Origin of the sequence: Streptosporangium sp. NBC_01469 (assembly GCF_036227305.1) — a bacterium.
Lineage (GTDB): Bacteria > Actinomycetota > Actinomycetes > Streptosporangiales > Streptosporangiaceae > Streptosporangium.
Genome location: NZ_CP109465.1, coordinates 8,632,251 through 8,655,688, shown reverse-complemented (window position 1 = coordinate 8,655,688; position 23,438 = coordinate 8,632,251). Strand labels below are relative to the sequence as shown.

The window sequence follows — 23,438 nt, the reverse complement described above, 5'->3', positions numbered from 1 at the left end:
CGGGCGCCGCTCCAGGCGGCCGCGTCACCGGGCGTGAGAGACGCGGCCGCGGGCGAAGGTCAGCGGACCTTGCCGAAGAACTCACGGATGTCGGCGGCGACGTGACCGGGCTGCTCCATGGCGACGAAGTGGTGACTGCCTGGATTGTCCTCCGGCCAGTGAACGATGATGTTGTGTCGTTCGGCGAACCGGCGGATTCCGGGTGGTCCGCTGTACACGCCGGTCGGCGCCGCCGTCTGCCCCTCCGGCCAGCCGAAGCCCGTGCTGTCGTAGTAGGGCCAGGAGGAGGTTCCCAACGTCCCGGTGAGCCAGTAGAGGCTCACGTTGGTGAGGATCAGGTCGCGATCGATCACCTGCTCCGGCGATTTCGCGGCGGTGGCGAACTCCTTGAACTTCTGTGTCATCCAGGCCAGCGCGGCGACCGGGGAGTCGTGCCATCCGTAGGCGAAGGTCTGGGGCGCCGCGCGCAGCAGCCCATGATGGTCCACGCCGCTCATCCAGTCCTGCTTCTGGAGCTGCGCGTAGGCCGCCCGCTCGTCGTCGGTCATCTCGGGAACGTCGGCTTCGGTGGGGAAGCCGAGCCCGGCGATGACATAGACGCCGATCACGTGATCCGGGGCGATCTTGGCGATTTCCGGGGCGACGTACGCGCCGAAGTCCCCACCCTGGGTGCCGTAGCGGTCGTATCCGAGGCGCTGCATCAGCTCCGCCCAGATCCGTGCCACGCGCGTGACGTTCCAGCCGGTCTCGCGCGGCGGCGCGGAGAACCCGAATCCGGGCACCGACGGCACGACGACGTGGAGCGCCTGAGACGGGTCGCCGCCGTGCGCGCGAGGATCGGTGAGGGGGCCGATGAGGTCGGCGAACTCCACGAACGAGTTCGGCCAGCCGTGGGTGAGGATGATCGGCAGGGCGTCGGGCTCGGGGGAGCGCACGTGCAGGAAGTGGATGTCCCGGCCGTCGATCTCGGTCATGAACTGGGGAAACTCGTTCAGCCGCGCCTCGTGCCGGCGCCAGTCGTATCCGCTGCGCCAGTATTCGGCCAGGTCTTTGAGATAGTCGGCGGGGACGCCCCGGCTCCACTCCTCGCCGGGAAGTCGCCGGGGCCATCGGGTGCGGGCCAGCCGGTGGCGCAGGTCGTCCAGGTCTGCCTGGGGGACATCGATGCGGAAGGGGCGGACCTCGGTGCTCATGACTCTCCTCAGTGGGTACGCCCGCCGCATGGCGGGCGGCGTCCCGCCACGTCGTTCCCGGCAGGCCCGGGTGGTGCGTCGCGGTGACATGATCGAGAGTAGGAACCATGTAGGTCAGTTCCTGTCCCATATGGCCGGGCATGATGGACCCCATGAGCGACACGCCCGCACGACTGCTCAAACTGCTGTCCCTGTTGCAGACCCCGCGCGAATGGCCCGGCAGCGAGCTGGCCGAGCGCCTGGGGGTCAGCCCCCGTACGATCCGCCGGGATGTCGATCGCCTGCGTGAGCTGGGTTATCCGGTGCGGGCGACGATGGGGGCGGTGGGCGGCTACCGTCTCGCCGCAGGTAAGGCCATGCCACCGTTGCTGCTGGACGATGAGGAGGCGGTGGCCATCGTGGTCGGCCTGCGCATGGCGGCCGGGACTCCGGTGGACGGCATGGAGGAGGCGTCCGTGCGGGCCTTGGCCAAGCTGGAGCAGGTGCTGCCGTCCCGGCTGCGGCACCGGGTCGCCGCGCCGGCCGCAGTCCTGGTCTCGATGCCGACCGGGAACGGGCCGAACGTTGATCCGCAGAACCTGACGGTGCTCGCCGGCGCCGCCGCCAACCGCGAACGCCTGCGGTTCGCCTATCAGACGGGTGACGGGAGCGAGACCAGACGCCTGGTCGAGCCGTACCGTCTGGTGGTGGCCGCACGTCGCTGGTACCTCCTGGCCTACGACAACGATCGCGATGATTGGCGGACCTTCCGCGTCGACCGGATCAGTGATCCGCGGCCGACCGGCGTGCGGGTCCCGCCCCGCGAGCCGCCCGAGCAGGACGAGGCCGCCTTCATCACCGACAGGCTGTACTCGTCGGTCCCCACCTACGAGGTGCTGGCGACCCTGCGTCTTCCGGCCGGCCAGGTGGCGCAGCGGCTCGGCATCGCCCCGGACGACGTCCAGCCGATCGACGAGCACAGCTGCCGCCTGCACGGGCGTGCCGACACCCTGGAGTGGCTGGCCTCGCGGCTGCTCATGCTCGGCTGCGAGTTCCAGGTGCACGAGCCGCCCGAACTGCTGGCGTACCTGCGTGCGGCGGGCGCCCGCGCGGTCCGCGCCGCAGGGGGTCTCGACGGGACCGGCCGCCTACCGGCAGAGGACCGGGATGTCAGCACCGCTCCAGGCGGAGGCGTCGGCGTGCCACCGACCTGACGTACTGCCATCCTTGGCCGACGTGGCGGTCCGCACTCGATGATCTCGTCCGGCGTCACGATCAGAAGGGCGTCCCCGGCCGTCTGGTGCTGTGGGTGGGCGATCAGGAGTGCGCAAGGCCAAGCAGCCTGCCTGGCCGCTGCTGAGGATCAGGGCGCCACCATGTCAACATAAATCCCATTAACATCTGCGTGAACAGTTCTCTGCCAGAGATCATCGATACGGGGGATCCGAAATGCCCTTTCCGCCCAAAATTGGCGAAGATGCCCGTTATATGGAACAGGTCATCGAACAGACCGAGACGGCGCTGAGTCGGCTGCGCCAGGCCAAGCACCTGATCGGAGAGGTCGAGGGAACGGGCGAAGCCGCCGATGGGCTGGTCCGCGTGACCGCCAACAGCGGCGGCTCTCTGACCAAGGTCGACATCAACCCGCGGGCCCTCCGTCTCAGCGTGGCGGCACTCGGCAATGAGGTCACCGAGGCCATCCGGCTGGCGCAGCAGGACGCCTCGCGGCGCACCGGCGAGATCGTCGAGGACGCGGCCGCCTCGGCGGGAATTCCCCAGCCGCTGGACGAGACGTTTGTCCGCGAACGGGTTGAGGCCGCCGCCCACGACATGTACCGGCAGTCGTGATGTTCGGGTACGACATCGATCCGAGCGACATCCGCCCACGGGATATCGTGAAGGCCGAGGAGCAGCTCGACAGGTTCCAGGCTCTGCTCGCGGCCCGGGAGGAGCAGCTGACAGAGATCGTCGGCACGGGCGAAGGCGATAGTGGGCACGTGCGCGCGACCGTGGCGTCCGACGGTCGGGTGATCGAGGTCACCCTTGATCCGCGCGCGGTCAAGGGCGGCAGCGAAGCCCTGTCGGAGCAGATCCTCCTGGCGGTGCACCGGGCCCAGCAGAACGCTCAGCGACAGGCCGACGGCCTTCTCCACGAGACGCTCCAAGAGGCACTCCCCGGTACGTCCATCGACCTCACTGCCATATACCGGCAAGCGAGGAGCCTTCTGGATTAAAACCGGCATCCACCCCATACATAAGCATTCAGCCTTTTCGCGGCCTGAATTGTCCTGGTCACGTTGCGCGACCGTGCTGGAGTGTGGTTCTGGGTTGCTTACGGTGACCGAACCGGCGGCCCGGGAGGTGGCCGGGCATGCCGATGGGGGTGACGGGATGGCATCGCCTCGTCACCGGAGCCACCCGCTCGCGCGAGGCATCGCTCTGACCAGGCCGGACGCCAGAAGGTCACGCCATCGTCCGCCTGACTGATCAAAGTGACGGACGGTCGTACCCGGTCCGAAGGTCACATCCTGTGCATGACCTGAATGTTTACTTTCATGCGTCATGTGGGGCTTAAGTGGCTATTGTTAAGAGATGAGTTCGGGGGTTGAAGCGAGCAGGGAGACGCTGGAACGGCAGGCGTCACACGTACACAGCTATGCCGCGGAGCACGAAGCGGCAGTACAGCGGCTGCGAGAGTGCGGCGCCGAATCGTGGGGGCCGGATCCCCTCTTCTCGGTGCTGAACAAGATATGGGCTGACAGCTGCCATTCCATGGTCGAGGCCAGAGGCGCCGCGTCAGGTGTGATGTACGGGACGGGAGACAACGTCATCCAGACGTCTCGTGACGTCGAGGCCGCGGATTACGCCAGCTATATGCCGGAGATCGACTGATGGCCATAATGCTGCCACCGACGCTGCAGACGGTCAGCGACCTGTCGGGCGTGTGGTTTCCGAACGTCAACGAGGACATCATCCACGCCCACGGCGATGTCGCCCGCGTCGCGAACGCCGGCTCCGAGAGGGGGGCCGGTGGGGCCGACACCGCCGTACGGAGCACGTCCGACTCGTACAAGGGCGAAGGGGCTACCCAGCTACAGAGCTACTGGCAGACGACGGGCAACGAGACCGGCCACATGGCGCAGATCTCCGCCGCGGCGAAAGTCGCGCCGGTGGCGCTGGACGGCATCGGGGGCGTGGCGTCGGGCACGAAGGTGGCGATCGCCACTGTCTTGTCCGCCGCTACGGTACGCCTGGCCTATACCTCGTTACTCGGCCCCGCGGCAGGTCCGGCGACCATACAGACCCTGCTCGCCACCCGGAACGCGGGCATGAGGATCGTGCGCGAGGTTGCGGAGGGCATCGAAAAGCGTCTCGGTCCCGGGATGATAGACCGGCTGAAGGGGCCCGTGGACCGCGCCGCGGAGAAGCTGCGCCTCCCTGGAGGACCGGGCAGTCCCGCGTTCGCGGGCGCCGGCCATGCCCGGATACCGCCCTCGAGAGCCGGGAACGCTTTCGATAAGAACCCGGGCATCCTGCAGCGCGGCGGTGGCCGCGGCGGTGGCCGCGGCCGTACGGAGGCCAATCAGCAACTCAGCAAGAAAGAGCAGGAGGCATTGGAGGCGAAGGCGGCGGGGAAACCTTATGACCGCGCGGCCGCCAACAGCGCGGAGCAGAAGAGAAAGAAGGAGGAAAAATTCCAGGGCGACCGGAATGCGCAGAAGCGTGGCAGGGAGCCCTCGAAGGAGGTCCCGAAGAAGGAGACCCGGAGGGAGAAGAGGGCTCGGGAGCAGCGGGAGCGGGAGGAGCTGGAGGCGCAGCAGGACGGCAGCAACGCCGCCGACAACGGGTACAACACCGAACCGTTCGGGCCTGACGGAAAGAGGAGGACGTGGTAGCGGCAGATGCAGACCAACCAGGCTATGCTCCGATCGAGCGAATCCTCACGCATCCGACTGACGACGACATTGTGGGCCCAGCGGTCAACGACCCGCTCGATGAGCCTGTACGCGGGATGCCCCGTCGAGAACCTCGTCGGATTTCTCCACAGCGGTGATGACCTTGTCCCGCCGACGGCGGTCACGAGGAAGAGCAGGCGGATCTGGAAACTGAGAACTTCGGGTGACCTTATGACCGTAGGCCGTTCAACCGCGCGCGATGCAGAAGAAAAGTTCCAGGGCGACCGGAATGCGCAGAAGCGCGGCCGGAAGGGGGAGTAGATGGCTGACCGGGTCGGGTACCAAACGCGGCACTTCTCGCTGAACAACCCGCAGGGCGAGGGGCAGGAAGACGTGCCCACGTTGCTGCGAAGGCTCGCCGCCACTCTGGAGGAGATGGGCGACATCGAGATCCGCGATCTGGTCTTCCACAACGACACCGATGACGAGGGCGATCCCTGGCCTTTCGTGACGGTCTACTACGACGACGAGTCGGAGGAGCCGCCGGTTGGCAACGGATACGGCCTGCGGTGACGTGAGGTTGCCCCGGTCGTCTTCGGTGTGACCGGGCGCCGCCGCACCGGGCCGGGTCCCACGGGGTTGCCTGCGGAGAAGGGCTCGGTGCCGGGGCAGCAGTTCCTCGTGGACACCATGGCTATGACGCCGCCGGCCGAGTACACCGACCCCGAGGACGACAGCAGGACGGTGCTGGGCAAGTCAGGCGTCAGGACGTCCGCCGGTCAGCGGAAGGAGCGCCGGTAGGCGGCCGGGGTGGTGTTCAGCGCGTTGTGGAAGCGGCGGCGCAGGTTGACCGCCGAGGACAGGCCGACGCGCTGGGCGATCGTCTCGACCGGAAGGTCGGTCTCCTCCAGCAGGGCGCGGGTGCCGGCGATGCGCCGGTCGAGCAGCCAGCGACCGGGGAGTGTCACGACCTCGACGCAGTTGTCGCCCGAGCCGGAGAGGGAGCTCTTTCGCCAGGTCAGGGGATAGGGTCGGTTAAAGTCCATGATTTCCTCTCGGCTCATCGCGGTTGTGTCTATGCAGCGGGTTTTGGTCAGTCGAACCGGCCGTCTCGTATGCCGCTGACGAAGGCGGACCACTCTGAGAAGGTGAAGATCAGGCTCGGTTCGTCGGGGGCCTTCGAATCACGTACCGCGACGATGCCGGGAAGGTTCCGGGCGACCTCCACGCAGTTGTTGCCGTCGCCCTGGCTGAGTGTGCTCTTGTGCCATTCTGCGCTGGATAGATCCATCGGTGCCTCACAACCGGTCGATTAGCTTGGACAGATGCGCGATCGAGGCGTCAGCTCCAAGTGCGTCGATGACGAGGCGCTGCATCACCAGGTTATAACGTTCGAGGTGTTCGGGCTCTTCGAGATAGAGATTGTCTGTCGGAGTTTCAATGTAGACAACGTTCTGGTCGGTGGATTCAGGGAACCCGAGAATGACGAACTGCCCCCACAGGCCGATGTGTGGACCGGCTGACATCGGCATGACCTGAATGGTCACGTGCTCAAGCGAACAGGTATCGATCAACTTGCGAAATTGATCGCGCATGACCTCCGTGTCACCCACTGGCCGTAGTAGGGCCGCCTCATCGATGATCGCCCGATATCGGGGCGGATTCGGGCGCTGCAGAATCTCCTGTCGGCGCATCCGAGCTTCCACGCGCTTATCGATCTCGGCTGGGTCAGCGAGAGAGGCTCGAACCAGCTCGGCCGCATACGCGGACGTTTGCAGCAAGCCGGGAATCACAAGAGGTTCGAAAGTGTCAATTGAGGATGCCTCCGCTTCGAGCCCTACGTAGGTACCTGTGAAGACACCCTTGTACTGCTCCCACCACCCTCGTTCGCGGGCACCTCGGGCGAGGTCCATGACCGCCTCCTGCTGGAGATCTCCTACCTTGTACAGCTTCAGAATGTCCCGGATGTCGCGAGGGCGTGGTCGGGCCGTTTTGCCTGTTTCGAGGCGTGAAATCGTGGCCCGCGACATGTCCAGTGATTGAGCGACCTCCTCCATGGTCAGGCCGGCAGCCTCGCGCAAACGTCGGAGTTCGGTGGCCAGACGTCGGCGGCGCACCGTTGGGCCCTGGCCACCGTTTGTCATCGCTTGCCTCCAAGGGGTAAGGGTGTCGATCGTAGAGCACTCAGCGTAAGAGAAGACATATCGGTCGAGTTTCAAAATGAGAGTTGCATTTTGGTCTGTGCAGGCCACATCATAGGGCGCGTCGACGAACACGTTCTGTAAGTGCTTCGTGATGCTGTGCAACGTCGGTCGTTGTCCTGGCCGGATCCCGGCCTCGCAGTCTTGATCCTTCTGTCGGTCTCGCCTCCGCTGGAGAACTTATGAAGACACCTCGCAAGGCTCTTGAGGCGTACTGGGATCTGCCCGCCGATCTCGAAGTGGTCGGCGCGGCGCGTCGGCTGGTGCGGGAAGTCCTCGTCGCCTGGGGCATCTCCGCCGTGGCGGAGGACGTGACCATGGTGGTGTCCGAGCTGGTGAGCAACGCGGTCGTGCACGGGAAGGCGCCGATCACGCTCTCGCTGCACCGGCACGGGCGGATCGTGTGCGGGGAGGTCACCGACCACAGCATCGTGTGGCCGAGCCCGCTTCCGGCAGGCCCGGATTCAGAACACGGTCGCGGGCTGGCGATCGTCACGGCCTATGCCGACCGGTGGGGAGTCGAGTCCGCGCCGGAGGGCAAGACCGTCTGGTTCGTCTGCGTGGAGCCGGGATCCCGATGAGCGGCCCGCTGTCCGTCCTGGACATGCCCGGTGACGTGCGCGTCTGCGTGCGATGCGGAACCTCCATCGTCACGCTGGCCGCCGCCGTACGCATGATCTGGGCCGACATCACGGACGACGTACTTCCGGCCGAGGCCGTCGAGCGGATCACCGCGCCGGTCGCCGATGTCTGGGTCGACGTGTTGTGCAACCCGTCGTGTCCACCGGGCGATCACGAGCCGAATGACGGCTGATCCAGGTGTTTCCCGTACCGGCCGGGTCTCACCGGTCGGTACGGGGACGCAGGGCTCCGCCGGTGAGGCCGTCGCGGGCCGGTGAGGTGGCGCGGTCGCTCAGCTCGCTGATTTCCCTGACGCGCCGTTCGAACTTCCCGAGGGTACGGAAGGCGGTGCCGTACAGCCGCCGGCCGTCGATGCTCATCCGCGGGATGCGCGAGCCGCGGAACCGGTCGCTATTCTTCGCATTCACCTCGAGGAATCCGGCACCCCGGTGCTCCCGCGGCACGCGCATGCCCGCCTCGAGCAGTTCATGGCGTAGTTGGCCCAGTTCTTTCGGGGTGCTTACGTCTCTGCGCATCTACTCAACGTAATGGCCGATAACGCGCACAATAACGAGCGTTATGACCGACAGGAATGGAGTATCCCCATGCATCAATCGGCTTTCTACCGGGCCACCGGGGCGGCTGGCCTTGTCTGTGCCGCGCTGCTGCTGATCAACGTCCTGCGCCGCGCGGGCGTGCTGCCCGAGACCGCGGTCACCCATGCCATCGCACCGTTCGGCGCGCTCACCGGCTTACTCGTGATCACCGGCCTCTACTTACTGATACGCGATACGGCAGGCAGACTCGGCCTCATCGGCTACCTGCTCAATTCGGCCGGCCTGGCCGGGGCGTTCGCGATCGAGTACACGCTGCACTACGTCTTTCCGCTGCTGGGCAAGGCCACGATCGACGGGCTGCTGTCCGGGGGCACCGGGCGGGCGTTCCTCGTCACCTCGGTCGTCCTGATCGTAGGAGTCCTGATCTTCAGCGTCGCGGCCCTGCGCTCGGGCGCCCTCCCGGTCGTCGCGATCGCGCTTTACGCCGTCGGCATGATCCCAGGCTCGCTCAGGAACGCGGTGCCCGTACCGGTCTACCTGGTCGGCCTGGTGATCGCGGCCGTGGGTATCGCATGGATGTCCGCGCGGCTCTGGACCGCCCGGGAGGAAACCGCCACCCTCCAAACCTCCAGCGTTTGATAGAGGGTGTGGCCGATCCCCGGAAGGCACGGGCCGCCGAGAAACAAGAAGCCGCGTACAGCCCCGACGGACGGCGGCGCGTTCGTCGCCTGCGAGCCCAACGGCGCCAAGACGTGGTTCCCGGCTGGGATTTCCTGGACGCCGATGGTGGCGTTGCGGGCCTTTCCGGAGGAGACGTCGAAGGCCGGGAACAGACGTGGAGCCCCCGGTAGAAGACGACAGTGCTGGTGGCATGGTTCGCCGCCTTACGCGCGGCAGCGCCGCCGGGCGCCGGTCAGCGGAAGGAGCGCCGGTAGGCGGCCGGGGTGGTGTTCAGCGCGTTGTGGAAGCGGCGGCGCAGGTTGACCGCAGAGGACAGGCCGACGCGCTGGGCGATCGTCTCGACCGGAAGGTCGGTCTCCTCCAGCAGGGCGCGGGTGCCGGCGATGCGCCGGTCGAGCAGCCAGCGACCGGGGGAGATGCCGAGTTGCCCGGTGAAGTGGCGGCTGAGGGTGCGCGCCGACATCCCCGACCGGGTCGCCATGTCCTCCAGGGTCAGCGGCCGGTCGAGGTTGGCGGTTATCCAGTCGAGGAGCGGGGCGAGGGAGTCGGGGACCGGCCCGCTCGTCGGCAGCGCGGGGTACTGGCGCTGGCGGCCCTCCCGGTGCGGGGCCGCCGCCAGCTGCCGGCCGATCCGCATGGCGAGGGCCGCGCCGTGGTCGCGCCTGACCTGGTTGAGGCACAGGTCGACGGTGGTGGCCGTGGCGCCCGCCGTCGCGACGTCGCCGTGGTCGACGTACAGGACGGTCGCGTCGGCGCGGACCCTCGGGTAGCGACGGCCCAGCTCGTGGGTGAGCTCCCAGTGGGCCGCGGCGCCGCGACCGTCCAGCAGGCCCAGGCTCGCCGGGACGTGGACGCCCGCGCAGATCCCGACGATCCGCGCGCCGCGGCCGTGGGCGGCCAGGACCGCCGCGCCGAGTTCGGCGGAGAAGTCCGGCCCGGGGCACCAGCCCGCGATGAGGATCGTGTCGGCTTCCGCCAGGGCCTCCAGGCCGTCGTGGACGACGATGTCGGCGCCCAGCGTGGTCGGGATCGGGCCGGGCCGCTCGGCGCAGAGCCGGAAGTCGTAGAGCCGGGGGATGTCAGGACCGTGGTAGCCGAACACGGCGGACGCGCAGGTCACCGGGTACATCTCCTGGGTGGGGCCGACCAGGGCGACCACGCGATGCCTCATGGCAAGAATGTACCCAACAATGTCATTCAGGGCGTCTGTGTGGATGTGCGCTGATATCCAGAATGAGTGGTCATGGAATTCGTCACATGACCGCGATTCTCGACCGTGAAGATGCCCCGAGCGCCCCGCCCACGCTCTGGACCAGGGATTTCTCCTTCTATTTCGCGGCCCGGGTGGTGTCGCTGCTGGGCGACGCCATGATGCCGGTCGCGACGGCGCTGGCGGTCGGGGCCATCTACGGCGTCTCGGGCGTGGGGTATGTTCTCGCCGTCTGGACGGCGCCCTTCGTGCTGTTCGTGCTGTTCGGCGGGGTCTTCTCCGACCGGTTCGGCGCACGCGCCATGATGGTCGGCGCGGACCTGGTGCGGATCGTCACCCAGGGCGTGCTCGCCGTCGCGTTCTTCACCGGAACCCCGCCGCTGTGGCTGCTGATAGTCGCCTCCGCGCTGGCGGGCACGGCCGCCGCGATGTTCCAGCCCGGCGTCAACGGCATGGTCCCGCTGGTCGCGAAGGACCCCCAGCGGGCCAACGGCACCCTCAAGATCGCTGACGCGGCCACCCAGCTCGGCGGCCCGGTCCTGGCCGGAGTGCTGATGGCGCTGACCGGTGCGGGCGCCGTCTACGCCCTCGACGCGGCCACCTTCCTGGTCAGCGGCCTCTGCCTGCTCCTGATCAGGCTCGCCCCCGCCGTCAGGGCTGGGGAGTCCTCGACGGTCCTGTTCGACCTGCGGCGCGGCTGGGTGGAGTTCCGCTCCCGCAGCTGGATGTGGTCGGTGATCCTGGTCTGGGTCTTCTTCGGCATGTTCGTCTTCGGCCCCTCCATCCCGCTCGGCTCCCGGCTGATCGGCGACCGCCTGGGGGAAGCCGCCTACGGCTGGGCGATGGCCGCCCTCGGCGCCGGCACCGTGATCGGCGGCCTGGTCGCGATCCGCTTCCGCCCCGGCCGCCCCCTGGCCGCGGGCGCGCTCGCCCTGACCGGTTTCACCTGCATCCCGCTGTCGGTCGCCCTGGAGCTTCCGCTTCTCCCGCTGATGGCGGGCCATCTGCTCGGCGGCGCCTCCTGGGCGTTCTGGTCGGTGATGTGGTCGACGAGCGTCCAGACGCAGGTGGCCCCGGACGTCCTCAACCGGGTGACCGCCTACGAGGTCGCCGGCTCGGTCTCGGGCGTGGCCGTGGGCCAGGCCCTTATCGGCCCGGTCTCCTCGATCGTCGAACCCCGGGACCTGCTGTTCGTCTCGACCGGCGTCACCGCCGCCGTCTGCGCCGCCCTTCTGCTCATCCCGCCGATCCGCCGCCTGCGCCGGGTCTGACCAGCTTGGGAGGCTCGCGACCTGATGGGATTGGTCCCCGTCACGAAGTGACCGGCCGCGGGGACGGTCACCCGTTCCGGCGCGGGTTCTCAACGACGGTCCGCGTACCGGCCGGGGTCGCCGAGCCTTCCTGCGTGGTGGATGGTGTCTTGGTAGTCCGACGAGACAAGCCCTCGGAATGTGAGGCGACGCGCCAACCTCACATTCCGAGGGGTTGTCTCGTCGGTCCGGTGAGGGCAGATGCGACCGAGGGAGCCGGCGACACCGTGACCACCCCATCCGAGCCAGGAGACGGCCGGTTCGAGCCGGGCCTGAGCGCGATCATGAGCGAGCGGCGTCAGCTGATCAATCTCTCCTACCGGCTTCTCGGCTCCCTGGCCGACGCCGAGGACGTCGTCCAGGAGACCTACGCCCGCTGGTACGCCATGTCCCGGCAACAGCGGGAGGCCATCGAATCCCCCGGCGCCTGGCTGACGACCGTCGCCAGCCGGGTCTGTCTCGACCTGCTCGGCTCGGCGCGGGCCCGGCGTGAGAGCTACGTGGGTGAATGGGTCCCCGAGCCGTTGCCCGACCGTGCGGAGTGGATCAGTGGGCGGCCGGGCGGCACCCCGGCCGACCCCGCCGACCGGGTCACCCTGGACGAGTCGGTCACCATGGCCTTCCTCGTCGTGCTCGACTCGATGACCCCGGCCGAGCGGGTCGCGTTCGTCCTGCACGACGTCTTCCGCTACCCCTTCGCCGAGGTGGCCGAGATCGTCGGCCGTACCCCCGTGGCCTGCCGTCAGCTGGCCTCCTCGGCCCGCCGTCGCATCCGCGCCTCACAGGCTCCCGCGACCCCGGCGGCCCGGCGCGCCGACATTGTCAGGGCCTTCAAGCAGGCATGGGAGGCTAAGGACATCGACGCCCTCATCGGCCTCCTCGACCCAGACGCCACGGGGATCGCCGACAGCGGCGGCCTGGTCAGTGCCGTGCTCCGCCCGATCGAAGGCGCCGAGCAGATCGCGCACTACGCCGTCGACATCGTCTTCAGGGTGCCCGACCTGGTGATCCTGGAGCGTACGGTCAACGGTGAGCCCGGCCTGGTGGTTCAGCAGGACGGTGTCACCGTGGTGGTGATGGCGTTGGATGTCGCGGGCGATCGGATCAAGCACCTCTGGGCGGTACGCAACCCCGACAAGCTCCGGCCGTGGACGATGGGGCCATAGCGCCAAGGCCTGTACGGAGTCGAGATCGGAAAGATTCGCCTGCGCGTCGGTTTCCCAGTCCTGTGGGCGGCCGGGCCTCACCGACCGGCGCCGGGGGTCGCCGAGGCCACCCGTCGGCTGGATGAGGACGACCGCGCTCTGCTCCCCCTTGGGGAGACCGGTGTCGGCCTTCTGGGCAGGAGACAGGCCGGACGCGGGACGGACGACAAAACGGTCCGAGTTTCCCCGAAGTTTTTGTTATCCACTCGCGGCCTGCGGGTCTCCTGTTTAGCGGCGCGTGCGAGCGCCGCCGGATGTCCCCTCCACGACTTCCCAACAGGACAAGGACTTCATTCACTATGAGCACAACCGCCTCGCGCGGCATTCAAGCCGGACGCACGTCTGTTGGACGTCAGATCCGCCGCCTGTCGCTGGCCGGTGTTCTCGTCGGCCTCCTGAGCACCTCCGCGGTGAGCGTCGCCTCCCCGGCCGCCGCGGCCGAGGTCCCTCTCTCGCAGGGCCGTAACGCCATCGCCTCCTCGGCGGAGCGCGGTGACCTGTCGGCCGCGGCCGCCTTCGACGGCAAGACCGGCACTCGCTGGGGCAGCAAGTTCAGCGACCCGCAGTGGCTCGCGGTCGACCTCGGCAAGTCCACCGCCATCAAGAAGATCGTCATCAACTGGGAGAACGCCTACGCCACGGCGTTCCAGATCCAGACCGCCGCCGGTGGCAACGGCCCCTGGAAGACGGTGCACAGCACCACGGCGGGCAAGGGCGGTGTCCAGACCATCAACGTGTCGGCCACCGGCCGGTTCGTGCGGCTGTACGCGACCAAGCGGTCCAGCCGGTACGGCGTCTCGCTGTGGGAGTTCCAGGTCTTCGGCACCGGCTCGGGCACCTCGACCCCGACTCCGACCCCGACCCCGACCTCGACCCGGACCCCGGCCCCGAGCCCGACTCCGACCTCGACGCGGACCCCGGCCCCGAGTCCGACCCCGACCTCGACCCGGACCCCGACGGCCCAGCCGACGCCCAGCACCACCCCGCCCAACGTCGGCTGGGTGCCGGTGAACCAGGCCGAATGGAAGAAGGCCCTGGACGCGTACAACAAGGTCGCACCCGAAGCGGTTCCCGCGGGAATCGTGAGGGTCCCCGAGTTCCACACCAACTGCACGGTGGCCAACGAGGCCAAGGACGACCCGGTCGTGCTGCCCGGCCTGCCCGGCGCCTCCCACCTGCACACCTTCTTCGGCCCGAAGGTGACGGCGGACACCACGACCGAGGACCTGCTCAAGAGCACCACGACCTGTGACGCTCCTGGGGACAACAGCGCCTACTGGGCACCGACCCTGCTGAAGAACGGCAAGCCGGTCCCGATGGAGAACTTCCGCGTGTACTACGGCTCCCGGCTCAAGGACCCGTCGGAGGTCGTGCCGTTCCCGCCGGGCCTGCGCGTGGTGCAGGGCGACGCGAAGCGACAGGTGGCGACGCCGAAGGGTGCCTCCGGCCAGTTCTGGTGCGCCGGCAGCGCGGAGACCGGCCGCAGCGCCGACGGCAACTGGCCCGTCTGCGCCCCGGGTGGCAACCTGATCTACCAGCTGACGTTCCAGGACTGCTGGGACGGCAAGCACATCGACTCGCCCGACCACAAGTCGCACATGGGGCCGGCCAAGAACGGCACGTGCTCCGGCGACTACCCGGTCGCGGTCCCGAACCTCTCGTTCATGCTCGGCTACGACTCCCTCGGCGGTGACGGCCTGACGCTGTCGTCGGGGATGCCCTCCTCGATTCACGGGGACTTCATGAACGCCTGGAAGCAGGAGACGCTCGGCGCGCTCGTGAAGATCTGCATCAACGCGAAGGCCAAGTGCGGCGTCACGCCGGGCTGGAAGAAATGACCAATCCCGGTCGCTAGTTCCACATGACGTGCCGTGTCGGTGATCCCGCGTTTCGCGAGGCCACCGGCACGGCACGCGTCGTTGTGATCGATCAACGGCCGCGTCGCCCGGCACGCCACGTCGCCGCGGTCGCATGTCGCCGGCCACCTGGCGGAGCGATCATGATCCAACGCCGTTCACGAGGCGTTCGCCGTGGTCGATGTGGCCGGCCGAGGCGCGACGATTCGGCCGGTACGGCGCCTCGGCGTGAGCGGGGCTGCGGGACACCCACCAGATCGACGAGGCATCGCACCGTGAGATCGGCGCGTCGCCTCATTCCCGGCGGTTGTGTCGTCGGACTGCTGAGACATCGTCCAGCACGCGGATCGTCGCCGTCCTCATCCCCGTCTCGCAGCCGTCAAGGAGCCACCTGTGTTGTTGCGTGTCGCGATCACCCTGCAAACCCTGGCCCTCTTCGCCGCGCCGATCACCGCCGGACTGTTGTTGTCCTCGCCCGGCGGACGGGCACTGCACAGTGTTTCGGCGTACGGGGTGTTCACCGTGGCGGTGTTGCACCTGGTCGCCGCGATCTTGGTGTGGCGGCCGGGCGGTGGCTCGCCCAGGCCCGTCCTGTACGCGGCCGGGTTCTTGGGGCTCACCCTGGCACAGATGGCGCTGGGCATCGCGCAGGTGAAGACCCTGCACGTCCCCCTGGGCGTGCTGATGTTCGGCATGAGCGTCCTTCAGCTCAGCCGGGTCCTGGCCGACCGCCGCCCTCACGTGGCCGCGGCAGGTCGCAGCGGTGGCGCCGTTCACGCGGCACCCGCCCATCTTGATCACCTATGAGCCGGACGCGACGACGACACACCCATCGCGATCAAGCATTCTCGGACACCCACTCATCCGCCGCTGTTTCGTCGGGTCGTGAAAGACACCGGCAGGCGACGAGAGCCATGAAGTATGCGATACCCCTTGAACTCAGCCGCAGTGGCTCCAGCCGCTCTTCCATGACAGTGATCCGTGCGAGCCGCCCCAGATGACGCACTTCTTGGCGGCGGGGAGCCGTATCGGGCCCGCGTAGACAGTGAAGCTACCGGGGTTGCTCCTGCTGGAGCCGCCTTTCACCTGGAGGATCGCGTTCATCGCGATCTTGGAGGGGAACACGTACTTGGACATGGTGACGACGCAGTTTTTGCCCTCGCCGGTGTTGTAGAGAAGGTAGACGGTCGCCGCGCTGCCCAGGGCCCTGGAGTCGACCACCTTGTAGCCGCTTCCGCAGACACCGGTGGCCGTGTAGGGGTTGGGCTTCTGGGACGGCTGAGCGGTGGGCTTCACTGTCGGTTTCGCGGTGGTGGGCTTGGACGTCGGCTTCGGGGACGACGAGGGCTTGGGAGTGGTGCTCGGCCGTGTCGAGGCCGTCGGCTTGGCGGGCGGGGTCGGCTCGGCGGTGGTGACCGTCGGCTCGGGAGTCTGCGAGGGGGACCTGCTGGGCTTCCGCGTCGGCTTCTCCGCGGCGGGGACCGGATCTCCGGCCGGCCGTGAGGACGGCTGCCCGGTGCGCCGGGACGGGGGAGGCGTGATCGAGGAGACCACCTCGGTGTCCTCCGCCCTCTCCGAGGCCGTTTCCGAGGCTGTTTCCGAGGGCTCGGGAGACTCCTCCAGGGCGTCGGGGACGAGCGTCGGCTCCGGCTCCGCGACCTCCGACACGGCGGGGGCCGCCGCCGCGACCTTCTCGTCGTCCTGGAGAAGCACCACGGCCCCGGCGGCCATGCCGAGCGCGGCCACCACCGCCACCCCGGTGAGCAGGAGTCCCACCGGCCGGGGCGCCTTCGTCTCGCCGGGCCCCTGGCTGTTCTGTCCTGATCCGCCCTGTTCCGGTCTGCTGGGCCACGGCCCGCCCTGGCCGGGGCCGTTCGCCGGTGGTCCGGCCTGGCCATGTACGCCGTGTCCACCCTGTCGCGCGGTCGTCCCGGTCCCGGGTACGGTCGTGTGCCCGATGCCGATGCCGGACACGGTGCCGGACGTGGGGCCGACGCCGGTGCCGGGGGCGTGGAAGGGACCGAGGGTGTGGGAGGAGCCGGGCACGGGACCGGACGCCTGGCCCGGTCCGGGGAAGGGGGCGGCCGGGCGGGGGACCGGGGTGGTCGGGCCCGCGCCCATCAGGTGGCTGACGAGCTGTTCGGCGGTGGGGCGCAGGGCCGGGTCCTTGGACAGGCTGGCCGCGATCAGGTCGCGCAGCGGCCCCTCCAACGTGCCCAGCTCCGGCTGCGCGTGCAGGATCCGGTTGATCACGACGGCGATGGAGTCCTGGCCGAACGCGGGCGTACCGGTCGCGGCGAAGACCATCGTGACGCCCCAGGCGAACACGTCGGCCGCGGGCGTCACCTCGTCGGAACCGAGCTGCTCGGGCGCGAAGTAGGACGGGGTGCCCATCGCCACCCCGGTCGCCGTCATCCCCGGGGAGTCCAGCGCCCTGGCGATGCCAAAGTCGATCACCACCGGGCCCTCGGGGCCCATCAGCACGTTGGCGGGTTTGAAGTCGCGGTGCAGGATGCCCGCGCGGTGGATCGCCGACAGCGCGGTGGCCGTACTGACGGCGAGACGCTCCAGGGAGGCGCCGCGCCGGGGCCCCTCCCGGTCGACCAGCAGGCGCAGGGACGGTCCCGGGACGTACTCGCTCACGATGTACGGGCGGCTGCCGGCGAGGTCCGCGTGGAGCACGGCCGCGGTGCAGAACCTGGCCACCCGCTGCGCGACCGACACCTCGCGCAGGAAGCGGGCCCTGGCCTCGGGGTCACCGGTCAGCCCGTGGTGCAGGAGCTTGACGGCGACCTGCTCGCCCCCGGGCCCCCGCCCGAGATAGACGATCCCCTGGCCACCCTCGCCAAGCCGTCCGATCAGTTCGAACGAGCCCAGCCTCGGTGGATCCTCCTCGGTGAGCGGCTCTGTCACGATGTTCCCCCGAACAAACCCCGAAAAAAATGGTTTATATGGGGAAGAACGCTACCAGCGCGAACGATGGTAGAGATCCGCTTCGGAAACCCCATGGCGGCGGGAAGCCTCCCAAGGCGGGAACCATCCCAAGAAGAGCCCTCCCGAAGGGAGCCCGCTCAGATGGCCTTGCCGGGGTTGAGGATGCCGAGCGGGTCGAAGACCCGCTTGATCCCGTGGTGGATCTCCTCGGTGACCGGACCGGTCTCCAGCGCCAGCCAGCGCCGTTTCAGCAGCCCGACGCCGTGCTCGCCGGTGAGCGTGCCCCCCACCTCCAGGGTCTCCCTGAAGAGTTCGTCGGCCGCCGCCCACACCTCCGGCGGCGGCTCGGTCAGGGCGTGGTCGAAGATGAAGACCGGGTGCAGGTTGCCGTCGCCCGCGTGGGCGACCGTGGAGATCAGCACGTCGTGTTTGACGGCGATCGCCTCGATCTTCTCGATCATGTGCGACAGCAGGGAACGCGGCACGCACACGTCCTCCACCAGGCACTTGCCCAGCCGCTCCTTGGCCTGGTAGGCCATCCGCCGGACCCCGATCAGCTCCTCGGCCTCCTGCGCCGACGACGATACGGCCACGAAGGCCGCGCCGTTGGCGGTGCAGAGCTCGGCCATGCGCTCGGAGACCGCGGGGCCGTCCACCGCGTCCGACTGCGCGATCAGCATCGCCCGGGTCGACTCCTCCAGCCCGATGTTCCGCCAGTCGTCGATGGCCTTGAGCGTGTTGCGGTCGAGCATCTCCATCAGCGACGGCTGGCATCCGGCCGCGATGATCGCCGAGACGGCGGCGGCGGCGTCCCTGAGGGAGGTGAACTCGGCCGCGATCGTCGCCGGGTAGACCGACGGAGCCCTGCGCAGCCGCACCGTCGCCGCGGTGATGACCCCGAGCGTCCCCTCGGAGCCGACGAACAGCCCGGTCAGGTCGTACCCCGTCACGCCCTTCACGGTGCGCCTGCCGGTGTTGATCACCCGCCCGTCAGCGAGCACGACCTCCAGGCCCATCGCCGAGTCGCGGGTCACGCCGTACTTCACGCACCGCAGCCCGCCCGCGTTGGTGGCGAGGTTGCCGCCGATGGTGGAGATCTCGTACGAGGAGGGGTCGGGGGCGTACATCAGCCCGTGCTCGCGGGCGGCCCGGTCCAGGTCGGCGGTGATGACGCCCGGCTCGACCACGGCCATCTCGTCGGCGGGGGAGAGCTCCCTGATGGCCGCCATCCTGTGCAGCGCCAGCACGACGCATCCCTCGACGGCGGTCGCCCCGCCCGCCAGGCCGGTCCCGGCTCCCCTGGGCACCACGGGCACCCGGTGCTCGGTGGCCCATCTCATCACGGCGACCACGTCGTCCCTGGTGTGCGCCAGCACCACGGCCAGCGGCCTGCCCGGCTCCAGGAAGGTCCGGTCCCGTGCGTAGGAGTCGGTCACGTCGGGGTCGGTCAGCACCTTCTCCGGTGCGAGCGCGGCGACGAGTTCGGGGATAGCGGTCACATATTGGACTGTACGGCCTGTCCCAACATGCCCCCTTCGGACAAAAGGTACTTTATTGCAGTTTCGCAACATCATCCGGTCTCTTGACTCTGGCTTTACCTTCTCGTCTAACGTCCCGGTTCGGCGCGCTCATACGGCGCGTCGGAGATGGACGCGTCCGGCCAACCCGGGCGCAGGGAAGGGGACACGTTGTCCGGCAAAGTCAGCAGCGGAGGCGCCGGCAGGCGTCTTCTCGCGATAGTTCCCGTGCTCGGCCTGGCCGTCACGGGACTGGCTGTGGGCGGTGCGTCGGCCGAGAGCGACACCTCGGTCGCGCGGTACCAGCCGACCGCGGCCGACTACTACATCAACTACGCGCCCCCGAGGGACGAGCCGGAGGTCGACGACCCCGCCGTGCCGTCGGCCAGGGCGCGAAAGGTCAGCCCCTCCAAGAAGATCGCCGAGAAGTACTCGGAGGGCAACCCCGTCGCCGCGCGGGTGCTGGCGAAGCGCGAGGCCCAGGCGATCAAAACGGGGATCAACCCCGCCGACTTCATCTTCAAGAAGTCGAAGACCGTCAAGACGGCCAAGCTCCTCACGCTGCTGGTGGAGTTCAACGACAAGGCCAACGACGACTTCTCCGGCTTCTCCCGGCCCGGGAACGTCGACAGCGAGGACCCGGCCGAGTGCGTCACCGAGCCGGCGGGCACGCTGCTCAACGGCCCCCTGCACAACAGGATCCCCAACCCGGCCACCCTGTCCCACAAGGACAACAACAGCTTCTGGGTGCCCGACTTCAGCCCCGACCACTTCAACAAGATGCTCTACACCAAGCAGGGCATCACCCAGCGCGTCCGCACCGACCTGACCGACCCCCGGGACGGCCGCAAGGGCATCGACATCTCCGGCTTCACCATGAAGAACATGTACGAGGAGATGTCCAAGGGCGCCTACACGGTCACCGGGCAGGCCAGCCCGTGGATCAAGGTCCCGCACTCCGAGGCCTACTACGGCGCGCGCGCCTGCGGCCAGCCGGTGCAGGACATGAGCGGTCACCCGGACAACCCGCTCGGAGCCGGCCAGCTCGCCATCGACGCGGTGAACTCCCTGGTCACCGCCGAGCCGAACTTCCCGTGGGCCGACTACGACATCGAGGATGTCGGTGACGCCGACGGCGACGGGAACTTCGCCGAGCCCGACGGCGTGGTCGACCACCTGGTCCTGGTCCACGCGGGCAAGGACAAGTCCTCCGACGGCGGCGCCGAGGGCACCTACGCGATCTGGGCGCACTCCAGCGCGGTGGCCGGAGGCTACCAGGTGCCCGGCAAGAACGTGAAGATCTCCAACTACATCGTGCAGCCCGAGGACTCCGGCGTCGGCGTCTTCGCCCACGAGTACGGCCACGACCTGGGCCTTCCGGACCTCTACGACACCAGCGGCCAGGCCTCCTCGGCCGTCGACTTCTGGGACCTGATGTCCAGCGGCTCGCACAGCGGCCCGATCTTCCAGTCGATGCCCGCCCACATGAGCATCTGGAGCAAGTGGGTCCTCGGCTGGGCCAACCCCAAGGTCTTCAACCCCGGCGACCGCGCCGGCGCGGTGACGATCGGCCAGGCCTCGCGCACGCCCAAGCTCACCCAGGACGGCGTCAGGGTGAACCTGGCCAGCCCCCCGGTCACGATGGTGGAGCCGCACAGCGGCACCAAGACGTTCTGGTCCAACTTCGACCAGGAGTGGGCCAACGTCAAGATCGGCCGTGACGTCCAGGTGCCCGCCGGGACCGACCTGAAGTTCCGGATGTGGAACAACTACGAGATCGAGGAAGACTGGGACTACGGTTTCGTCGAGATCTCCACCGACGGCGGCACGACCTGGGCCCAGCAAAAGGTCTACACCGAGGGCGGTGCCCTGGTCTCCACCGGAGACGACTACACCGACCCCAACAAGAACCTGGCCACGTTCGGCAACAAGAAGTACGGCCTCACCGGCAACACCGACGGCTGGCGGCACGACTACGTCGACCTCGCCCCGTTCGCCGGCAAGACCGTCAAGCTGCGCCTGACCTACAACACCGACGCCGCCTTCACCCCGCGCGGCTGGCACGTCGACGACTTCGCGCTCACCAACGGCACCCAGACCGTCTGGAGCGACGACCTCGAGAGCGGCGCCACCGGCTGGACGGCAGGCGGCGGCAGCTTCAACGGCACCACCGGCCAGGGCTGGGTCGTCAACGACGGCAAGCGCGAGGTCTCCCGGTTCTATCTGGCCGAGTGGCGCAACCTCGACGGGTTCGACAAGGGCCTGCAGTACACCTACACCACCAACTACTCGCGTGATGGCGCGTGGAAGGTGGAGAAGGTCAAGTACAACGCCCCCGGCCTGCTCGTCTGGTTCCGCGACTCGAACTACACCAACAACTCGGTGGCCAACGGCCTCGAACTGGCGCCGAGCATCGGCGCCAAGGGCAGCCTGCTCCTCGTCGACTCCCACTTCGACCCGCTGCGGCGGACCGGCGCGGCGGCCGAGAAGGACACCACCACGCTCAAGAACATGAACGGCCGCGTGCAGACCTCGGATGCCGCCTTCTCCTTCGCCAAGACCTACCCCTTCACCGAGTGCTTCGAGGGGCCCGGCGAGCCCTTCAGCGAGTACTGCACCAAGGTGGCCGCGCAGCGCGGGGTCTCCGAGTTCACCGACGCCAAGACCTGGTACCCCGGGTTCGAGGCGCGCGGCACCAGCCTGTTCTACCGCGACTTCGACGCCTCGACGGTCGTCCCCTCCAAGGGCGACCAGCCGTACAGCACCCGGGTCGTCAACGCCGACGGCACCCCGGCCACCGAGCTGTACGGGACCGACATGGGCAACGGCCACGTCCTCGGCTCCGGCAACCCCGGTGACGAGGGCAAGGCGCTGGGCGTGAAGCTCAAGCTGATCACCCCGCTCCCGGGCGACCTCGGCGCGATCGTGCAGGTCACTCCGCCCAAGAAGTAGGTCATTCCGCCCATGAGGTAAGGAAAGGCCCAGCAGTACCGGGCCCCGCCGTCACCGACGGCGGGGCCCTACCATTTGAACGGGCAACCACCCGATCGGATAGGGGCAGCGTGGGAGAGCTTCGAAGCAAGGCCGAGCACACCGAGGCCATCCGGACCGAGGGCAGGGTCTGCGTGGTCGTCAACACGCGCTCGCGCCGAGGCCGGCGCCACTACCCCGCCGTGGTCCGCGCGCTGCGGGCCGAGGGGTTCGGCTCGATCCGCTTCCTCCCGGTCACGGATCCGGCACGCCTGCGCGCCACCCTGGAGGAGGCCCTGGCCGACGAGCCCGACCTGCTCGTCGTGGGCGGCGGCGACGGCACGCTCAGCGCCGCCGTCAAGCACGTCGCCCACCGCGACGTCGCCCTCGGGGTGCTGCCCCTGGGCACCACCAACAACTTCGTCCGCAGTCTCGGCGTCCCCCTCGACCTCGCCGGAGCCATCCGGGTCCTTCGTACGGGGAAGGTCGCCGACATCGACCTCGGCGTCGCCGGGGACCGCGAGTTCGCCAACCTGGCCAGTTTCGGGGTCTCCGTGGAGGTGGCGGGCAAGGTCAGGCACGGGGTGAAGCGCTTTCTCGGCCGCGCGGCCTACCCGCTCACGGCCATGACGGTCCTCCCGGGCCACCGGCCGTTCCGCGCCTTCCTCACCGTGGACGGGCGCCGCCACGAGCTGCTCACCCACCAGCTCAACATCGCCAACGGCCGTTTCCACGGCGGCTGGCAGGTCGCCAGGGACATCAGCATCGACAACGGGCGGCTGGTCGCGTACCAGCTCGGCTCGGGCAAGCGCCTGCGCCTGCTGCTGGAGACCATGGTCCGCGCCGGCAGCGGCCGCTGGCGCAGCCTGGCGGGCGGCCCCTTCGTCGTGGGGCGCGAGATGTACCTGGAGACCGACCCGCCGATGGCCGCCGACGTCGACGGTGAGGTCCGTCTGATGACTCCCATCACGATCCGTACCGTCCCCAACGGCCTGCGGGTGATGGTCCCCGACGACTTCGTCGACTCCTGAGCCCGTACCGGTGGTGATTGGAACCGGCCAGATCGGGTAGTCGGAGGGTTCCGACAGATGGAGGACACCATGGCGTCGCTGATCGACCGGGTCCGAAGCTACCTGCGCACCCCGCAGGGGCAGCGGAACATGGAGAAGGCAAAGGCGATGGCCCGCGACCCGCGCAACAAGCAGAAGCTGCGCGGGCTGCTGGACCGCTTCCGGGGCGGCCACACCCGCCGCTGACCTCACCGCCGCCCGGCGGTGTGCCGGGGCCCCGGCGAAGAGCTCGGGCCCG

The 23,438-nt window shown here is 68.6% G+C and carries 25 protein-coding genes; 17 read left to right on the top strand and 8 right to left on the bottom strand.

Features of this window, described 5'->3' with window-relative positions:
• Positions 1 to 59: 59 nt before the first annotated feature.
• Complete coding sequence (locus OG587_RS37665) at positions 60 to 1,193, bottom strand: epoxide hydrolase family protein (protein WP_329083578.1); 1,134 nt, start codon at positions 1,191 to 1,193, stop codon at positions 60 to 62.
• A gap of 152 nt (positions 1,194 to 1,345) precedes the next feature.
• Here OG587_RS37665 and OG587_RS37660 point away from each other — a divergent pair, with 152 nt between their 5' ends.
• The 7 genes from OG587_RS37660 (at position 1,346) to OG587_RS37630 (ending at position 5,869) form a co-directional block, all read left to right on the top strand.
• Positions 1,346 to 2,386 (top strand): helix-turn-helix transcriptional regulator, encoded by a 1,041-nt coding sequence (locus OG587_RS37660; RefSeq protein WP_329083577.1) that lies wholly within the window; start codon positions 1,346 to 1,348, stop codon positions 2,384 to 2,386.
• 235 nt (positions 2,387 to 2,621) lie between these two features.
• The gene (locus OG587_RS37655) at positions 2,622 to 3,020 is read left to right on the top strand and encodes a YbaB/EbfC family nucleoid-associated protein (RefSeq protein ID WP_329083576.1); all 399 of its coding nucleotides are present in this window, start codon (positions 2,622 to 2,624) and stop codon (positions 3,018 to 3,020) included.
• A complete protein-coding gene (locus OG587_RS37650; RefSeq protein WP_329083575.1) occupies positions 3,020 to 3,406 on the top strand; it encodes a YbaB/EbfC family nucleoid-associated protein in 387 nt (128 codons plus the stop codon). Before OG587_RS37655 ends, OG587_RS37650 begins: the two co-directional genes overlap by 1 nt.
• A 358-nt stretch (positions 3,407 to 3,764) precedes the next feature.
• Positions 3,765 to 4,064 carry a hypothetical protein gene (locus OG587_RS37645; protein ID WP_329083574.1) on the top strand — a complete coding sequence of 100 codons (300 nt, stop codon included), beginning with the start codon at positions 3,765 to 3,767 and terminating at the stop codon, positions 4,062 to 4,064.
• Positions 4,064 to 5,068 (top strand): hypothetical protein, encoded by a 1,005-nt coding sequence (locus OG587_RS37640; protein ID WP_329083573.1) that lies wholly within the window; start codon positions 4,064 to 4,066, stop codon positions 5,066 to 5,068. Before OG587_RS37645 ends, OG587_RS37640 begins: the two co-directional genes overlap by 1 nt.
• A gap of 321 nt (positions 5,069 to 5,389) precedes the next feature.
• A complete protein-coding gene (locus tag OG587_RS37635) occupies positions 5,390 to 5,641 on the top strand; it encodes a hypothetical protein (protein WP_329083572.1) in 252 nt (83 codons plus the stop codon).
• Positions 5,642 to 5,668: 27 nt separating this feature from the next.
• Complete coding sequence (locus OG587_RS37630) at positions 5,669 to 5,869, top strand: hypothetical protein (RefSeq protein ID WP_329083571.1); 201 nt, start codon at positions 5,669 to 5,671, stop codon at positions 5,867 to 5,869.
• Here OG587_RS37630 and OG587_RS37625 read toward each other — a convergent pair.
• The 3 genes from OG587_RS37625 to OG587_RS37615 are packed head-to-tail and all read right to left on the bottom strand — an operon-like array spanning position 5,848 to position 7,374.
• Entirely contained in the window at positions 5,848 to 6,114 is a 267-nt protein-coding gene (locus OG587_RS37625; protein WP_329083570.1) for a DUF397 domain-containing protein, read from the bottom strand. The two genes, OG587_RS37630 and OG587_RS37625, sit on opposite strands and share 22 nt — an antisense overlap.
• 47 nt (positions 6,115 to 6,161) lie before the next feature.
• Positions 6,162 to 6,359 (bottom strand): DUF397 domain-containing protein, encoded by a 198-nt coding sequence (locus OG587_RS37620; RefSeq protein ID WP_329083569.1) that lies wholly within the window; start codon positions 6,357 to 6,359, stop codon positions 6,162 to 6,164.
• A gap of 7 nt (positions 6,360 to 6,366) precedes the next feature.
• Positions 6,367 to 7,374 (bottom strand): helix-turn-helix domain-containing protein, encoded by a 1,008-nt coding sequence (locus tag OG587_RS37615; protein WP_329083568.1) that lies wholly within the window; start codon positions 7,372 to 7,374, stop codon positions 6,367 to 6,369.
• Between the two features lie 77 nt (positions 7,375 to 7,451).
• Between OG587_RS37615 and OG587_RS37610 the strand changes: the two genes are divergently transcribed.
• Both OG587_RS37610 and OG587_RS37605 read left to right on the top strand, forming a co-directional pair.
• On the top strand, positions 7,452 to 7,850 hold the full coding sequence (locus OG587_RS37610; protein WP_329083566.1) for an ATP-binding protein: 399 nt from the start codon (positions 7,452 to 7,454) through the stop codon (positions 7,848 to 7,850).
• Positions 7,847 to 8,083, top strand: coding sequence for a hypothetical protein (locus tag OG587_RS37605; RefSeq protein ID WP_329083565.1), 237 nt, complete (start codon positions 7,847 to 7,849; stop codon positions 8,081 to 8,083). The genes OG587_RS37610 and OG587_RS37605 overlap by 4 nt, the downstream gene beginning before the upstream one ends.
• A 28-nt stretch (positions 8,084 to 8,111) precedes the next feature.
• Here the strand turns inward: OG587_RS37605 and OG587_RS37600 are convergent, their stop codons facing one another.
• Complete coding sequence (locus OG587_RS37600) at positions 8,112 to 8,426, bottom strand: hypothetical protein (RefSeq protein ID WP_329083564.1); 315 nt, start codon at positions 8,424 to 8,426, stop codon at positions 8,112 to 8,114.
• A gap of 12 nt (positions 8,427 to 8,438) precedes the next feature.
• Between OG587_RS37600 and OG587_RS37595 the strand changes: the two genes are divergently transcribed.
• Positions 8,439 to 9,086 carry a hypothetical protein gene (locus OG587_RS37595; RefSeq protein WP_329083563.1) on the top strand — a complete coding sequence of 216 codons (648 nt, stop codon included), beginning with the start codon at positions 8,439 to 8,441 and terminating at the stop codon, positions 9,084 to 9,086.
• A 274-nt stretch (positions 9,087 to 9,360) separates the two neighbouring features.
• Here OG587_RS37595 and OG587_RS37590 read toward each other — a convergent pair whose 3' ends face one another.
• Positions 9,361 to 10,299 (bottom strand): GlxA family transcriptional regulator, encoded by a 939-nt coding sequence (locus OG587_RS37590; protein WP_329083562.1) that lies wholly within the window; start codon positions 10,297 to 10,299, stop codon positions 9,361 to 9,363.
• A gap of 86 nt (positions 10,300 to 10,385) precedes the next feature.
• Between OG587_RS37590 and OG587_RS37585 the strand changes: the two genes are divergently transcribed.
• The 4 genes from OG587_RS37585 (at position 10,386) to OG587_RS37570 (ending at position 15,516) form a co-directional block, all read left to right on the top strand.
• Positions 10,386 to 11,609, top strand: a complete 1,224-nt coding sequence (locus OG587_RS37585) for an MFS transporter (RefSeq protein WP_329083561.1) — start codon at positions 10,386 to 10,388, stop codon at positions 11,607 to 11,609.
• Between the two features lie 266 nt (positions 11,610 to 11,875).
• The gene (gene sigJ, locus OG587_RS37580) at positions 11,876 to 12,814 is read left to right on the top strand and encodes an RNA polymerase sigma factor SigJ (protein WP_329083560.1); all 939 of its coding nucleotides are present in this window, start codon (positions 11,876 to 11,878) and stop codon (positions 12,812 to 12,814) included.
• A gap of 338 nt (positions 12,815 to 13,152) precedes the next feature.
• Positions 13,153 to 14,691 carry a DUF1996 domain-containing protein gene (locus OG587_RS37575; protein WP_329083559.1) on the top strand — a complete coding sequence of 513 codons (1,539 nt, stop codon included), beginning with the start codon at positions 13,153 to 13,155 and terminating at the stop codon, positions 14,689 to 14,691.
• Between the two features lie 411 nt (positions 14,692 to 15,102).
• Complete coding sequence (locus OG587_RS37570; protein WP_329083557.1) at positions 15,103 to 15,516, top strand: hypothetical protein; 414 nt, start codon at positions 15,103 to 15,105, stop codon at positions 15,514 to 15,516.
• 132 nt (positions 15,517 to 15,648) lie between these two features.
• Here the strand turns inward: OG587_RS37570 and OG587_RS37565 are convergent, their stop codons facing one another.
• Together OG587_RS37565 and OG587_RS37560 are read right to left on the bottom strand one after the other, a co-directional pair.
• Positions 15,649 to 17,622 carry a protein kinase domain-containing protein gene (locus tag OG587_RS37565; RefSeq protein ID WP_329083556.1) on the bottom strand — a complete coding sequence of 658 codons (1,974 nt, stop codon included), beginning with the start codon at positions 17,620 to 17,622 and terminating at the stop codon, positions 15,649 to 15,651.
• A gap of 158 nt (positions 17,623 to 17,780) precedes the next feature.
• On the bottom strand, positions 17,781 to 19,142 hold the full coding sequence (locus OG587_RS37560) for an FAD-binding oxidoreductase (protein ID WP_329083555.1): 1,362 nt from the start codon (positions 19,140 to 19,142) through the stop codon (positions 17,781 to 17,783).
• A 189-nt stretch (positions 19,143 to 19,331) separates the two neighbouring features.
• Here OG587_RS37560 and OG587_RS37555 point away from each other — a divergent pair, with 189 nt between their 5' ends.
• The 3 genes from OG587_RS37555 (at position 19,332) to OG587_RS37545 (ending at position 23,386) form a co-directional block, all read left to right on the top strand.
• The gene (locus tag OG587_RS37555) at positions 19,332 to 22,112 is read left to right on the top strand and encodes an immune inhibitor A domain-containing protein (RefSeq protein WP_329083554.1); all 2,781 of its coding nucleotides are present in this window, start codon (positions 19,332 to 19,334) and stop codon (positions 22,110 to 22,112) included.
• Between the two features lie 110 nt (positions 22,113 to 22,222).
• Complete coding sequence (locus OG587_RS37550; RefSeq protein ID WP_329083553.1) at positions 22,223 to 23,161, top strand: diacylglycerol/lipid kinase family protein; 939 nt, start codon at positions 22,223 to 22,225, stop codon at positions 23,159 to 23,161.
• 57 nt (positions 23,162 to 23,218) lie between these two features.
• A complete protein-coding gene (locus tag OG587_RS37545; protein ID WP_329083552.1) occupies positions 23,219 to 23,386 on the top strand; it encodes a hypothetical protein in 168 nt (55 codons plus the stop codon).
• The last annotated feature ends 52 nt before the right edge of the window (positions 23,387 to 23,438 follow it).